This window comes from Salmonella sp. SAL04162, assembly GCF_046551535.1.
GTDB classification, from domain to species: domain Bacteria; phylum Pseudomonadota; class Gammaproteobacteria; order Enterobacterales; family Enterobacteriaceae; genus Salmonella; species Salmonella enterica.
This window is the reverse complement of sequence record NZ_JBGDVX010000002.1, coordinates 206,143-218,521: the sequence shown is the minus strand read 5'-3', so window position 1 is coordinate 218,521 and position 12,379 is coordinate 206,143. Positions and strand designations below refer to the sequence as shown.

At 48.9% G+C, this 12,379-nt stretch carries 18 protein-coding genes; 17 read left to right on the top strand and 1 reads right to left on the bottom strand.

Annotated features, from left to right (window positions below; translation table 11 throughout):
* Positions 1-2 precede the first annotated feature (2 nt).
* From ACLJRH_RS05205 to ACLJRH_RS05140, 14 genes are all read left to right on the top strand, one after another.
* Positions 3-1,268, top strand: coding sequence for a hypothetical protein (locus tag ACLJRH_RS05205; RefSeq protein ID WP_410958006.1), 1,266 nt, complete (start codon positions 3-5; stop codon positions 1,266-1,268).
* A 12-nt stretch (positions 1,269-1,280) separates the two neighbouring features.
* On the top strand, positions 1,281-1,730 hold the full coding sequence (locus ACLJRH_RS05200) for a hypothetical protein (RefSeq protein ID WP_000092739.1): 450 nt from the start codon (positions 1,281-1,283) through the stop codon (positions 1,728-1,730).
* 17 nt (positions 1,731-1,747) lie between these two features.
* Positions 1,748-2,824, top strand: a complete 1,077-nt coding sequence (locus ACLJRH_RS05195; protein ID WP_001747836.1) for a major capsid protein — start codon at positions 1,748-1,750, stop codon at positions 2,822-2,824.
* A gap of 9 nt (positions 2,825-2,833) precedes the next feature.
* Positions 2,834-3,013 (top strand): hypothetical protein, encoded by a 180-nt coding sequence (locus ACLJRH_RS05190; RefSeq protein ID WP_001151798.1) that lies wholly within the window; start codon positions 2,834-2,836, stop codon positions 3,011-3,013.
* Positions 3,014-3,064: 51 nt separating this feature from the next.
* Positions 3,065-3,466, top strand: coding sequence for a hypothetical protein (locus ACLJRH_RS05185; protein WP_023223413.1), 402 nt, complete (start codon positions 3,065-3,067; stop codon positions 3,464-3,466).
* On the top strand, positions 3,466-3,654 hold the full coding sequence (locus tag ACLJRH_RS05180; RefSeq protein ID WP_001174016.1) for a hypothetical protein: 189 nt from the start codon (positions 3,466-3,468) through the stop codon (positions 3,652-3,654). The genes ACLJRH_RS05185 and ACLJRH_RS05180 overlap by 1 nt, the downstream gene beginning before the upstream one ends.
* Positions 3,638-4,000, top strand: a complete 363-nt coding sequence (locus tag ACLJRH_RS05175) for a hypothetical protein (RefSeq protein ID WP_023223414.1) — start codon at positions 3,638-3,640, stop codon at positions 3,998-4,000. Before ACLJRH_RS05180 ends, ACLJRH_RS05175 begins: the two co-directional genes overlap by 17 nt.
* Before the next feature lie 7 nt (positions 4,001-4,007).
* Positions 4,008-4,403, top strand: a complete 396-nt coding sequence (locus ACLJRH_RS05170; RefSeq protein ID WP_001144356.1) for a hypothetical protein — start codon at positions 4,008-4,010, stop codon at positions 4,401-4,403.
* A complete protein-coding gene (locus tag ACLJRH_RS05165) occupies positions 4,400-4,786 on the top strand; it encodes a hypothetical protein (protein WP_023223415.1) in 387 nt (128 codons plus the stop codon). The genes ACLJRH_RS05170 and ACLJRH_RS05165 overlap by 4 nt, the downstream gene beginning before the upstream one ends.
* A 15-nt stretch (positions 4,787-4,801) precedes the next feature.
* Positions 4,802-5,539 carry a phage tail tube protein gene (locus ACLJRH_RS05160; protein ID WP_023223416.1) on the top strand — a complete coding sequence of 246 codons (738 nt, stop codon included), beginning with the start codon at positions 4,802-4,804 and terminating at the stop codon, positions 5,537-5,539.
* 45 nt (positions 5,540-5,584) lie between these two features.
* Entirely contained in the window at positions 5,585-6,238 is a 654-nt protein-coding gene (locus ACLJRH_RS05155) for a DUF6246 family protein (RefSeq protein WP_023223417.1), read from the top strand.
* A gap of 220 nt (positions 6,239-6,458) precedes the next feature.
* Positions 6,459-7,187 carry a KilA-N domain-containing protein gene (locus ACLJRH_RS05150; protein ID WP_023223418.1) on the top strand — a complete coding sequence of 243 codons (729 nt, stop codon included), beginning with the start codon at positions 6,459-6,461 and terminating at the stop codon, positions 7,185-7,187.
* 196 nt (positions 7,188-7,383) lie between these two features.
* On the top strand, positions 7,384-7,563 hold the full coding sequence (locus ACLJRH_RS05145; protein WP_023223419.1) for a hypothetical protein: 180 nt from the start codon (positions 7,384-7,386) through the stop codon (positions 7,561-7,563).
* Between the two features lie 10 nt (positions 7,564-7,573).
* Positions 7,574-8,068 carry a type II toxin-antitoxin system death-on-curing family toxin gene (locus ACLJRH_RS05140; RefSeq protein WP_023223420.1) on the top strand — a complete coding sequence of 165 codons (495 nt, stop codon included), beginning with the start codon at positions 7,574-7,576 and terminating at the stop codon, positions 8,066-8,068.
* Between the two features lie 57 nt (positions 8,069-8,125).
* Here the strand turns inward: ACLJRH_RS05140 and ACLJRH_RS05135 are convergent, their stop codons facing one another.
* On the bottom strand, positions 8,126-9,043 hold the full coding sequence (locus ACLJRH_RS05135; protein ID WP_023223421.1) for a KilA-N domain-containing protein: 918 nt from the start codon (positions 9,041-9,043) through the stop codon (positions 8,126-8,128).
* A 175-nt stretch (positions 9,044-9,218) separates the two neighbouring features.
* On the opposite strand from ACLJRH_RS05135, the gene ACLJRH_RS05130 reads away from it, so the two are divergent.
* The 3 genes from ACLJRH_RS05130 (at position 9,219) to ACLJRH_RS05120 (ending at position 12,371) form a co-directional block, all read left to right on the top strand.
* Positions 9,219-9,605 carry a helix-turn-helix domain-containing protein gene (locus ACLJRH_RS05130; protein ID WP_023223422.1) on the top strand — a complete coding sequence of 129 codons (387 nt, stop codon included), beginning with the start codon at positions 9,219-9,221 and terminating at the stop codon, positions 9,603-9,605.
* Between the two features lie 84 nt (positions 9,606-9,689).
* Complete coding sequence (locus ACLJRH_RS05125; protein ID WP_016050276.1) at positions 9,690-10,076, top strand: hypothetical protein; 387 nt, start codon at positions 9,690-9,692, stop codon at positions 10,074-10,076.
* 39 nt (positions 10,077-10,115) lie between these two features.
* The gene (locus ACLJRH_RS05120) at positions 10,116-12,371 is read left to right on the top strand and encodes a tape measure protein (RefSeq protein WP_023223423.1); all 2,256 of its coding nucleotides are present in this window, start codon (positions 10,116-10,118) and stop codon (positions 12,369-12,371) included.
* Positions 12,372-12,379 lie beyond the last annotated feature (8 nt).

The following is a 12,379-nucleotide window of genomic DNA, read 5'->3' as shown; positions in this document are numbered from 1 at the left end:
CTATGCCAATTCAGATTCACGTCAACACAAAGGTAAACAGCCAGACCATCCGCCGTGAGATTTATAACGGGCGAGAGCATGTCGTTATTCCAAGTTACACGCTTCCTGCCAACGTGATTATGAACAGAGAGTTCTATCCAGAGGCAGAGATAACCGCGAACTATCAAAGCATGGAAGGGACAATAGCACCGCTAGGTCATCCAACAGTTGATGGGCGGAATGTTTCTGCATTCTCACCAGAAGGGTTATGCACCAATTTCATCGGAGCGTGGAATCGCAATGTGAGCCTGAAAGGGAATCGCGTTTATTCAGAAAAGTGGGTAGACGTTGAGAGAGCGATGCAATCTCCAGGCGGTCAGCGTCTGATGGAGCGCATTTCGTCTTTGGAAAGCGGTGATTCATCGGAGCCTATCTGGTCAAGCGTTGCAGTGTACCGAGAGCAGATTCCTGCACCGGAAGAACTGAAAAAGCAGGGTGCTGATTGGGTAGTAAAGATTCATTCAATTGATCATGACGCAATTCTTCTCGACGAACCACCGGCAGCCGGACCAGAAAAGGGCGTCGGCCTAATGGTGAACGCAGACCAGGCAATATCGCTACAGCCTAATAGTGGGGCGTTGATTGGCGAGTCCTACCGGGAGCGTGAACAACGCCTTGACCGTGCAGCCAAAGCAAAGTTCGCACCAGGTGAAAACGAATACGCCTGGGTAGCTGATTTCACTGACTCGCAGGCGGTAATCGTCAGAAACGGCGGCGGCGCTGAGGTATTTGGCTACAAGTCCGATGGCGGCGCAATCACATTCGACGATACCGGAACGGCAGTCGCACGACAGGAATCATGGGTGACTATCGTCGCCAATAAATTCAAATCTCTTTTCACACCGCAGGAGCAGCCTGCAACAAACCACAAAACGGAGGGCGACATGCCTTTAACCAAAGAAGAACTGGAACAACTCGGCAGCATGGTTAGCGAGGCCGTTGCCACCAATACCGAAAAAGCGATCAAGCCTCTCGCAGAAAAGGTAGATGCGTTGCAGGCCAACCAGCAGCAATTGGCTGAAACTCTGACTGCCAACTCCCGTGCAGAAGAGAAAGCCAAGCGCGAAGCCGTTGCAAAAGTTCACGGCGAAATCGTGGCAAACGCACTGTCGGATGATGCGCTGGATGCGATGTACAAAACCATTGGTGAATCCGCGCCGCTGGGAACCAACTCTGCGCAACAGCAGAAAGAAACTGGTGCACCTGCCGCATCTGAATACTTCAAATAAGGAGCCTGGATAATGTCACGTTATCGTCGCGTTAATATCGATGGGAAATCGCTCTACAAGACCGAAACCCGTCTCACCGCCGCAGAACTACTGCCAGGCACCGCCGTCACTATTAACGGTGATGGTAAGTTCGCACAAGCCACAGCATTAACTGGCCGCATGTACATTATTGATTGTGCTTATCATCAGGGGCTTGGCATTCGTGATGCCGTTCCTGCTGGCGATTCTGCTGTTGGCAACTATATCGAAGAAGGTCGTGAACTTGCGCTTCTGTGTGTACCTGGTGCGTACAAGAAGGACAGCCCGATTAAGCTTGGCGCGGCTGGTCAATTCACACTGGCAACTGGCGACACCGATTCAGTAATCGGCTACAGCCAGGACGAGTTCACCATCGCAGCCAGCACCACCGACTTCATTCGCGTTCGTATGCGCGTTGGCACTGCCTCCGCTGCAGGCGCGTAACAAAAGGATAAACATATATGTATTTCTCTAAAGAGACACTGGCGACCAACTCGCGCCTTGGTGGTCACTGGAATGAGCTTTGGGCAAACCGCAACATGTGGAACGCACAGCATGATGCCATGATTGCGGCAAATCGTTCTAATATGACTCCTGAATGGCTGGCGGTTAATGCTGTAGGCGGTTTTACGCGTGATTTCTGGGCCGAGATTGACCGTCAGGTGCTGCAACTGCGTGATCAGGAGGTTGGCATGGAAATCGTCAACGACCTGATTGGTGTGCAGACTGTTCTTTCTGTTGGCAAAACTGCAAAGCTCTACAACGTTATTGGTGATATCGCTGATGATGTGTCTGTGAGCATTGACGGTCAGGCTCCATTCTCATTTGACCATACCGAATATGCGAGTGATGGCGACCCGATTCCGGTATTCACCGCAGGTTACGGCGTGAACTGGCGTCATGCTGCTGGTCTTAACTCTGTAGGTATTGACCTTGTGCTGGATTCGCAGATGGCTAAAATGCGCAAGTTTAACCAGAAGCGTGTCAACTACTATCTGAACGGCGACCCGAATATTCAGGTGCAGTCCTACCCGGCACAGGGTATCAAAAACCACCGTAACACCAAGAAGATCAACCTGGGTTCTGGTTCGGGTGGCGCAAATATAGACCTGACCACTGCCGATATGACAGCACTGTTTGCTTTCTTCGGGAAAGGCGCATTTGGTACACTGGCGCGCGCCAACAAAGTCGCTCAGTATGATGTGATGTGGGTGTCACCTGAAATCTGGGCTAACCTGGCTCAACCGTATGTAGTAAACGGCGTAGTTAGCGGCAACGTACTGAATGCTGTGCTGCCATTTGCGCCTGTTCGTGAAATTCGCCCGACCTTTGCGCTGAGTGGCAACGAGTTCATTGCCTATGTTCGCCGTCAGGACATCATTTCTCCGCTGGTTGGTATGGCTGTTGGCGTCGTGCCGCTGCCGCGTCCGTTACCTAACGTTAACTACAACTTCCAGATCATGTCTGCTGAAGGTTTGCAAATCACCGCAGACGACCAAGGCCTGTCCGGAGTTGTCTATGGCGCTAACCTTGTGTAAGGAAATGGTATGGCTAAATACGAAGTTGTACGACCATGGTTCGGCGTAAAGGTTGGCGATGTGGTGGATATAAAAGAACTGCATCCAGCCCTGAAGTCGAACGTTCGTCTGATGCGTGGAGAGGCGGGTAGTGACCTAACACCGGCAACTCCAGAAGCGAAATCAGGCCGACCCCGTAAAAACGAATAGCCGCGAAAGCGGTTTTTTTATGCCCTCTTCGGAGGGCTATAAGAGGCTCGCATGATTACCACAGAACAGGCCAAGGAATATCTGGAGTCAGTGGGTATCACGCTGCCAGATTTCATTCTGCAGGCTATCGTAGAGCAGGCTAACAGCATTCAGGAGTGCCTCGATGCACATTACCCGCCCGCAACGGCGCTGCTAATTCAGACCTATTTACTGGGTTTAATGGCGTTGGGGCAGGGTGATAGATACATCAGCTCTCAGACCGCGCCTAACGGCGCATCGCGTTCATTTCGGTATCAGTCTTTTGCTGACCGATGGAAGGGGTCCTTATCACTGTTGCGTGGCGCTGACAAATTCGGTTGCGCCGAAGGCCTCATCCCCCCTGACCCAACAAATACCGCTTTCGCAGGTATCTGGATAGGCAAAGGCGGTTGCATGTGTAACGGGAGCCGCTGATGGCTTTAATATCGGTCAGGCAGAGACTTCCTGAGCCATTCGTAAAGGTTTGGGTTATCACTGATAGCGGAAGGCGAGTTACAGGGTACGTTAAAAGCAACGGTGAATGGTATTTGCTGTGCCGAAAGGTGGCAGCTGAGAACCCGGAGGTTATCCGGTGGGAGGATGATAGTGTCAGTCACGGCTAAGTGGTGTTATACCAACGTCGCCACTGTCTATCCTCGCGTCTATGACGACTGGAACAACACCTGGACAAACGGCACCCCATATCTGATTGACTGCACCTGGACGGCGAACAATGAAGTTGCTGTTGATGCCAGTGGTAAAGAGTTCACCACCAACCTTATTTTCTTCACTGAGCTGAAGCGTAATGGCGTCACCGCAAACATGCCGCAGCGAGACTGGTACATCGCCAGAGGTGACACCACGGCGCTATCAGATCCGCTTAAAGCCGGCGCGAACGTTATCAGGGCCGTAACCGACTGGGATATGTCACCATTTGGCGAAGAGCCAGATTACAAAATCATGACGTGAGGTAATCATGCCCGTTAAAGGTATCAAGCGCGTCCAGATGAATACCCACCGGGTACTTAGTGACATAGCTGGCATACGCACGGAGAAGGTTCTCTATCTGGTGATGAATGCCGGCGCCAATCATGCCGCTGTAATTACCCCCGTTAAGTCGTCGACCCTCATAAATAGCCAGTACAAGAAGCTCGAACCAATACCGTCAGGAATGATTGGCAGAGTGGGGTATACGGCTAATTATGCAGCCGCGGTTAATGCTGCAAAGGGCAAGCTAAAAGGTAAGCCAAGGCCTGACGGTAGCGGGAATTACTGGGACCCTAACGGTGAGCCGGACTTTCTCCGTAAAGGCTTCGAGCGAGATGGGCTCAACGAGATTAAGGCCATCATCAGGCAAGGATACAAAGTATGACACGTAGCGAGGTGTATAACGCGCTGAGAATGTGGTTACAATCTCACGGGTTTGATGTCGGCTACCGCGTCCAGAAACGCTTCTGGAACGAGCTGGAAGGTACGGAAGGGGAAAGATACCTTGTAATCCAGCAAAACGGCGGTGGCACTCCTGAGGAAGCCATAACGCGAGACTTTTTTCGCATCCTTGTTCTGTCAGAACAGAACGACAGCGATATTAACGAAGTTGAAGACCGCGCTGATGCAATCCGCCAGGCGATGATCGACGACTACCAGACTGAGTGCATCATCTCGATGCGGCCAATCGGCGGAATTACCGCCATCCAGACCGAAGAAGGCCGTTACCTCTTCGATATTTCCTTTCAAACCATCATTTCCCGATAACACGGAGATAAAGACATGGCATGTGAAGCAGGTGCTTTCACAGGGCGTGATGTCGTCGTTTATTACGCGATTGGCTGCCCGGAAGTACAACCTACCGCCAGCGCTTACCAGCGACTCGGCATGATGCGCGGTAAAACAGTTAATGCAGAGTGGGAAACCGCAGATGCAACTGCCGATATGAGCGCCGCGTTTACGCAGGAAAATCTTGTTACCTATAAGAACATTTCGTTCTCTGGTGACGGCGTTACCCGCAAAGAGGATGTATACGCGCAAAACGCGCTGAAGCGTCATGTTTATAACCCGCCAGCGGAGACCAGCAACCAGCCGTATGTGTGGTTCAAAATCATCTCTCCAAACGATATCACCGAAGGGCCATTCATGGTTACTTCATGGGGTGATGAAGCTCCACACGATGATGTGGCAACGTGGTCCATTGAGGCATCAAGTGCAGGTCAGGTTGATGTGCGTGATGTCGGTGCAGTTATTACCATTACCACCCATCCGCAGGGTAAAACACTGACTGCTGGCGACACCCTGAATCTGACAGTTGCAGCTACTGTTTCAGATAGCTCGTCATTGACTTATCAATGGAAAAAAGACGGAACCAATGTGAGCTCCGGTGGTACGACAGCTACATATACTAAGTCCAGTGCGACAACAGGCGATTCTGGTTCATATACTTGTCAGATTAGTTCCAGCACCGCAGCCAGTGTAACCACCAATCCGGCCACGGTGACTGTCAACGCATCGTAATTTCTTGCTCAGGAGGCTCCGTCCTCCTTTTTCTTATGGGGATTCATGAAAGCAATCACCGATATCGGCCAGGCTGTCATTCGCGCCGGCGACAAAGAGGTATTTCTCAACCCTTCATTTCTGGCTATGTCCCGAATCGGAACGCCTGAACAAATCGTTGATGTTTTCGTGAAAGTTCATGCGGGCCATTACCCAAAGCACAGAATTGCTGACCCCCAGATACTAAAAGCGGCTAATGCCCGCTGCTTTGCTGAAATGGCGGCAGCTGCAGCCAACGTAGTCAAGCGCTGTTCTGAAGGTGACGTTGCTGAAGTTATCGGTTCCTACTCGGTGACTGGTGCGGGACGACTTCTGTTCAAGCCGGGAGCCATCCCGATCGAGGATGTTATCCAGATTGCCCGCCATCTGATTCTTCATGGTGTAATGGGCGACCAGCCACCGGAAGAATTAGAAGGAAAGAAAGGTGAATACAGCGACAAATTCGATGTTCGGTCATTCGTCTACACCGCTGTTGCTCACCTCGGCATGAGTGAGTCAGACGCCTGGAATATGACAATGACCAGCTTCCGCGCCGCCATGAACGCCAAGTTCCCGCAGAAAGAGAAAGCCAAAGTACCCACTCAGGAGAAGTACGACGAAGTCATGGACTGGGCAGAACAAATGCTGGCGATGGATGCGCAGAGGCATGGGCCGCACTAAAAATCTCTCGCCTTAAGAAATTCGACAAGTGACTTTTAAGACAATGCCTCGCATCCGCGGGGCTTTTTTGTATCCGCAGTAAATGCGCATTCCCCGCGCAAATCAAACCAGGAGCCCTTTTCGGGATATGAGACAGAGATAGGACGGTGGCTTCCATCGTGCCGCTCTTGGGCTGTCCATATCTGGGGAACTGGCTCATATCACCAAAAAGGAAGGAACGATGTCTAACATTATCCCAGTTGATTTCGAAGGCCACTCGATGCGCTTCTATGAGGATGGCTGGATTGATGCAACAACAGCAGCGGAAAAATTCGATAAAGTGCCAAATGAATTCCTCCGTCTGCCGGAAACTGAATCATATATTCAAGGACTTGAGCGTAGATACGGGAAAATCCCGTATGTAAAAACCAGTCGGGCGCGTAAAGATCGTGGCGGCGGAACATGGCTGCACCCAAAACTGGCTGTTCGCTTTGCGCGCTGGCTTTCTGTCGATTTTGAAATCTGGTGTGACGAACAAATAGACGCCATTATTCGCGGCCATACAGCACCTGTTGATGATGAGCGCATTAAGGCAATCTTTCTGCTTAGCGATCCGTCTTCGTGGGAAAAGCGTTTTAATGACCCGCTGTATGATGCACTATTCAGAATGACCGGGCTTCCACGCCATAGAAATGACCGAAAACCAATGTTATTCAGCCTTATTAGCGCTAAGTGGATTTACGGGCCGGTCCTGCCTGCTGAAGTCTACGCGGATGTAAAAGCACGACTGGCGATCGGTGAGAAAATCCACCAACACCTAAAACCAGACGCACTTAAACTGGTTGAGAATCAGATTATTGCTGTGACCAGTATTGCTAATGGTTGTTCCGACTATCGAGACTTCGAAGCCCGCTGCATGGCCGCATTCCCCGTTAAAGGGCAGATGAAGCTTCTGTATGCGGCGGCATGATGAAAGGTGCGAGCAGCCCACTTAGGTGGGCTTTTAAGTGAATTACAGTGAATCAACATGAATTGAGATGAGTAGGAGTGAGACGATATGAGACAACATCATGTTGACCAGTTAACACTAGTGGTATTAGACTGACACCTATAGCACAAGCTATTGTCTAATCAGCACTGCCTAAGTGTAACAAGGGGAACCATCTATGGGTCACGCATTAAAAAAGGCAGATCGCTTGTACATTCCGCCTCGTGACAAATCCACGGTGGCGAAACCTCGTGCAGCGATCAGCGAAGCATGCTCTCACAACGATCAGGTTAAGAATGCGTTTGATTTTGGTTTTTCACGCTATGAAAAAGCGATGGAAGAGCTTTCTAAGGTCTGAGTAAATATCAATGATAGAGCACGTAGAAGGGGTCAACTATCTATCGCTTGATGACATTGTATATATCAACAAAGTTCTGATAGAAACCCAAACTCCAAACGAGCCTATAGCTGTTCTGAATCAGAATAACCTTAGTTCTTCACAATCAAGACCAAGTACCGTCAGGTATTATGAGCAGACAGATGATATGTTTCGTCTGTCTGCTGTACTGATTGAAAGTCTAATCCAAAATCATCCATTCGCGAATGCCAATAAACGAACCGCTATGATGGCTGGTTACGTTTTTTTGTTGCTTAACGGATACGAACTTACTGCTCCTGGTGATGAAGTTGTGACAATTGCGGAAGGTTTAGCGCGAAAGGATTATTCGGTTGAAGATTTGGAAAACTGGCTGTGTCACTGGTCCCGTGAATATGATTCTCGAACACTATGCACAAGTCGAGACAACCAGCTTGAGGATCTAGTTGTTACATCGCACTTCATTCGAGTTATATCCTGCGAGTAACCAGCTATGTTGACGAGGACAGGCACATCCTTGTGCCGTTGACGTTACACGATAAAGTTACATCTTGGTATGGAATCCCCGATGAATGGCTTGGTAACTTTTATCCTGCATGGCTTCTGCAAGGCGCGTTAACAACTGAAGATGGTGCTTCATAGCATCAAGCTCAATATAACCTGCATCTACGTTGTAGCCGCTGTTTCTGAGTTCAAATAAAATGCGCCCCAGAGCGCTTTCTTCTTTACGCTTTAGCACCATCAGAGACATATTTATAACGCCATCAGATTCTGCCCAGGCATTTTCCTTTTGTGCAGCTATGCTGTTTTGAAGCCACCAGTTTCCGGGATAATTAATATTAAGGCGAGCAGGAGCAGGAAGTGTCTGCTTCCCTATAAACTCGCCTTCAATAGCTTTCGTGGCGAGATACTCCATTGCTTCAGTGGTCTGCTTTGGCGATAGTTCATCGATGTGTTTAACGCCGAATTCGCGGTGAATCAGTTTATACACTGACTGATAGGTAGTGCCGTACTTCGCCATGATGCGGTTAACGAGACTGCGCAGTGGCGTGCGGTCGTCGACTGTGGTTTTGGCTATGCTCACAGCCTTTTCAGCATCGCCAGAAACCAGCGCATCATATGCACGAATAACTTTCAGGAAGAACTCAGCGCTGATCCATGTGGCATAGGCGTAAACCAGTTCTTTACAGACATAGGTGCCGCCGTAGCGTCCTTTGTAGCTATCAACTGGTTTAATTGTGCAGATCTGCATATTTAAAATTGTATTAATCAACTCACCAACTTGCTCAAGCCTAAGCCACTGAGCGGGAGCATGGCGAGACTCGTTGCCAGCAGCCTTATGCAGATCATTAAGCGAGTAACGACCTTCTGAATCTTGACGGATAGATATATCGGAAATGACGATTGCAGATTTTGCATCCGCTTGCGTGTGTGCGGCAATGCTTTTTGCTAAATTAGTCATGTCTTGATTCCTTCGTGTGGAGAGAGACAAATCAGAAGCCCTGACTGTTCCCGCAGTCGGGGCTTCGTCATCACAGAACTATGTGTCAAATTCAGGAGTGAACAGTCATCAATAGTCATGTATACTAAATGTTATGGACCATATTGAAGTTAGTCAAGACTAAAGATGATAAAAGATGACTAATAATGACACTATAGCAAAACGTATCATTGAAATGCGCGCAGAGCGTGGTATGTCGCAAAGTGAACTTGCAGCCGCGTCTGAGGTAGCGCCTGCTCAGATTTCGCGTTATGAATCAGGAAAAAATATTCCAAGAGCTAATGTACTTTCAAAAATTGCAAAAGCGTTGAACGTTCCATATGCCTATCTTGCTTACGGCATAATGCCTGACTTTAGTAATTCGGTAAAAGTCAATGAGGACGGGGTTGCGACGCTCTCTTTAGATCTCGACCTTGATGAAGATACATTGGAGAAAGCGAAGGCAATGGCGAGACTAAAGGGGATGACTCTTGATGAGTACATTCGATGGATCGTCAAGTTTGGACTAATTGGACCTCACTAATCCCAAACCCGCTTAACTGCGGGTTTTCCTGTTGCTCCGATCCCTGATACGATTCCCTCATCTTTTACCAAAGGGGATAGGGATATGAAACGAGAAACAATTCTCTTGGCATCAATGCTGACGTTGACTGGGTGTTATGATACTCCGCCAACCAAGGACGAGGCTTTCCAGTTAGGGAAAAGGGAACTTTCAATGGCTTTATGCGGAGATAAATCAGCGTCATGCTTCATTGTCCAGGGGGGAAGCTCCAAGGTTTCAGAAAGGAAGAATGACAATACCTATGGAGCTTCGGCGACTTTCAGGAATATCGTTGGAAAAGAAAAACCATTGGATTACCAAGAAGGTATTGTTTTCTTTGATATTGATGCAAAAAATAAGGCCGTTTACGTAAAATCAATCGAGGCTTGGTCGACAGACGGAAGTAAGTCAATCAGGTTATGCGGCCATAATTACAAATTTTGTAAATCGTAACCCGCTCCGGCGGGTTTTTTATTGCCCGGAGAAAATGAAATGGCCGAGAACGTAGGTGATATTGAATATGTAATTAAGGCTGATACAGCTCAGCTGCTGCGTGCAGATAAGCAGGTTACATCTGTAACCAATAACATGGATACTGGGTTTAAGAAGGCTGATAATTCTGCGTCAAAGCTGTCTACGACAATAAGCAAGCTGTCTGCCGCCATTTCTGTTGCGTTAATTGTTGAGTGGGGGAAGAAGTTCCTTGAGCTTGCGGACAACATGACACAACTCCAGGCAAGGATAGCAAGGCTTTCAACGGATGCCTCCACAGCAAAAGAAACGTTTCAGTCGTTGACGCAAATATCGTCAAAAACAGGCGCCAGCCTGTCGGATACAACCAAACTGTGGGAAACATTGACATCGTCTCTTAAAGAAGCTGGCGCATCGAATGCTCAGGTATTAAATCTTACCGATACGCTGCAAAAAATTGGTCGCATAGGCGGAAACTCGACAGAAGAAATGTCGAATGCTCTTCGCCAGTTTGGACAGTCAATTGCGTCAGGCACTGTCAGAGCAGAAGAATTTAACTCAATCCTCGAACAGATGCCTGAGTTAGCAAGACAGATTGCTGCTGGTATGGGTATTAGCATGGGCGAGTTGCGTCAGCGAATGCTCAATGGAAAGTTGACAGCGCAAGATGCTCTTAATGCTATACAGGACAGAACGACAGTTGTTAACGAGGAATTTAATAAGCTTCCACGTTCATTATCACAAGCTACCGGCTCTCTCGAAACATCATTTGCAAAACTTGTCTCCTCAATAAATGACGCAACTGGAGCATCAAGTGCAGCAGTTACTGTCATTGATGAATTGGCAAAATACATCGAGTTACTCGGAGACTCGTCAACATCAACTGCAGATAAACTATGGTCTCTCGCTGGTGCTATTTCAAAACTTAATCCTGGATATATTGGAAAACTTTTAGCTGACGGGCTTATAGGAGATGAACCTCCAAAACAAGTCGATGTATTAAGCGAGAAAATTGCCAATCTTACCGGGGATTTAAAAGGGCTTTATGGGCAGGCTGAAAAAACAGCGCATGTGGAGATACCTCAGACCGATAACAATAAGGGAGGAAAAGGAGGGGGTGGGAAGTCCACCAAGAAACAGGCTGATGAAGCAACAGAGTCTCTCGCCAGACAGCAAGCCGCACTCGATCGTCTGAACACTGGTTACGCCGATGGCTCGCTCGAATTAGCGAAATACGATGCTGTTGTTGCGCTTGGTAACAAAGCATCAGCAGAGCAGATTGCCAAAGCTGAACAGCAAGCGGAATCCATATGGAAAATACAGCAGGCAACAAAAGCTGCGGCGGAAGAAGAGCGTAAACGCAAACAGTCACAGCAAAACTTCACAAATCTACAGGGACAGGCTTCACCAGTCGCTGCGGTTGATAATGCTTTTGCTCAGCAGAAGGCACAGCTTGATGAGTACGCGCGCCTTTACCCACAAAGGATTGCTGAGGCTGAAGCTGTTCGGGCCGGAATTGAAGAACAATACCGTCAGAAACGCATGGCGGCAATGTGGGAGGAATGGCAGCAGCAAAGCGAGATTAATAGCATGCTTGGCGCGGCTGTCGATTCCCTTCAAGGTGGCGCTACTAATGCGATAACTGGTCTCATCAATGGTACCCAAAGCCTGCAAGAGTCCTTCGCTAACATTGGCACGACTATCCTCAATAGTGTTGTCGGTAGTCTGGTGCAGATGGGGATAGAGTGGGTTAAAAGCCAGTTAATGGGTCAGGCAGCTGCCGCGGCATCACTGGCATCGACAATGGCTCAGGCTACCGCCGCTGCTTCTGCATGGGCTCCGGCCGCAATGAGCGCTTCAATCGCAACCATGGGTAGCGCTGCTGCTGTTGGCCAGACTGCATATGCCGGTTCATTGCTGGCTGCTAAAGGAATGGCGGTGGCGGGTGCTCGATATAATGGTGGCCCGGTAGATGCAGGCTCCATGTATCGGGTAGGCGAGCACGGAAAGCCTGAAATATTTCAGGCCAGCAATGGTAGTCAGTACATGATACCGGGTGATAACGGGCGGGTGATTAGCAACCGAGATATGCATGGAAGTGGTAGTGGTGGCAGCAGCGTAGTTCAGCACATTACCTTCGAAATTAACACCACCGGCGGCATAGACGATGCAACAAAGGCGTGGATTGTTAAATCTATGAAGCAGGTTGCTCTGTTTCAGATCAATGACCAAGCCAACCGCCCAAATGGTATGATACAGCCTAGAAATAAGCGTTGATTTTGAAT

Coding starts and splice junctions, on each gene's coding strand:
- ACLJRH_RS05180 (WP_001174016.1), top strand. CDS start 3,466: ATGGCTTTAATATCGGTCAGGCAGAGACTTCCTGAGCCATTCGTAAAG.
- ACLJRH_RS05170 (WP_001144356.1), top strand. CDS start 4,008: ATGCCCGTTAAAGGTATCAAGCGCGTCCAGATGAATACCCACCGGGTA.
- ACLJRH_RS05150 (WP_023223418.1), top strand. CDS start 6,459: ATGTCTAACATTATCCCAGTTGATTTCGAAGGCCACTCGATGCGCTTC.
- ACLJRH_RS05205 (WP_410958006.1), top strand. CDS start 3: ATGCCAATTCAGATTCACGTCAACACAAAGGTAAACAGCCAGACCATC.
- ACLJRH_RS05135 (WP_023223421.1), bottom strand. CDS start 9,043: ATGACTAATTTAGCAAAAAGCATTGCCGCACACACGCAAGCGGATGCA.
- ACLJRH_RS05120 (WP_023223423.1), top strand. CDS start 10,116: ATGGCCGAGAACGTAGGTGATATTGAATATGTAATTAAGGCTGATACA.
- ACLJRH_RS05195 (WP_001747836.1), top strand. CDS start 1,748: ATGTATTTCTCTAAAGAGACACTGGCGACCAACTCGCGCCTTGGTGGT.
- ACLJRH_RS05190 (WP_001151798.1), top strand. CDS start 2,834: ATGGCTAAATACGAAGTTGTACGACCATGGTTCGGCGTAAAGGTTGGC.
- ACLJRH_RS05160 (WP_023223416.1), top strand. CDS start 4,802: ATGGCATGTGAAGCAGGTGCTTTCACAGGGCGTGATGTCGTCGTTTAT.
- ACLJRH_RS05140 (WP_023223420.1), top strand. CDS start 7,574: ATGATAGAGCACGTAGAAGGGGTCAACTATCTATCGCTTGATGACATT.
- ACLJRH_RS05125 (WP_016050276.1), top strand. CDS start 9,690: ATGAAACGAGAAACAATTCTCTTGGCATCAATGCTGACGTTGACTGGG.
- ACLJRH_RS05155 (WP_023223417.1), top strand. CDS start 5,585: ATGAAAGCAATCACCGATATCGGCCAGGCTGTCATTCGCGCCGGCGAC.
- ACLJRH_RS05200 (WP_000092739.1), top strand. CDS start 1,281: ATGTCACGTTATCGTCGCGTTAATATCGATGGGAAATCGCTCTACAAG.
- ACLJRH_RS05165 (WP_023223415.1), top strand. CDS start 4,400: ATGACACGTAGCGAGGTGTATAACGCGCTGAGAATGTGGTTACAATCT.
- ACLJRH_RS05145 (WP_023223419.1), top strand. CDS start 7,384: ATGGGTCACGCATTAAAAAAGGCAGATCGCTTGTACATTCCGCCTCGT.
- ACLJRH_RS05130 (WP_023223422.1), top strand. CDS start 9,219: ATGACTAATAATGACACTATAGCAAAACGTATCATTGAAATGCGCGCA.
- ACLJRH_RS05185 (WP_023223413.1), top strand. CDS start 3,065: ATGATTACCACAGAACAGGCCAAGGAATATCTGGAGTCAGTGGGTATC.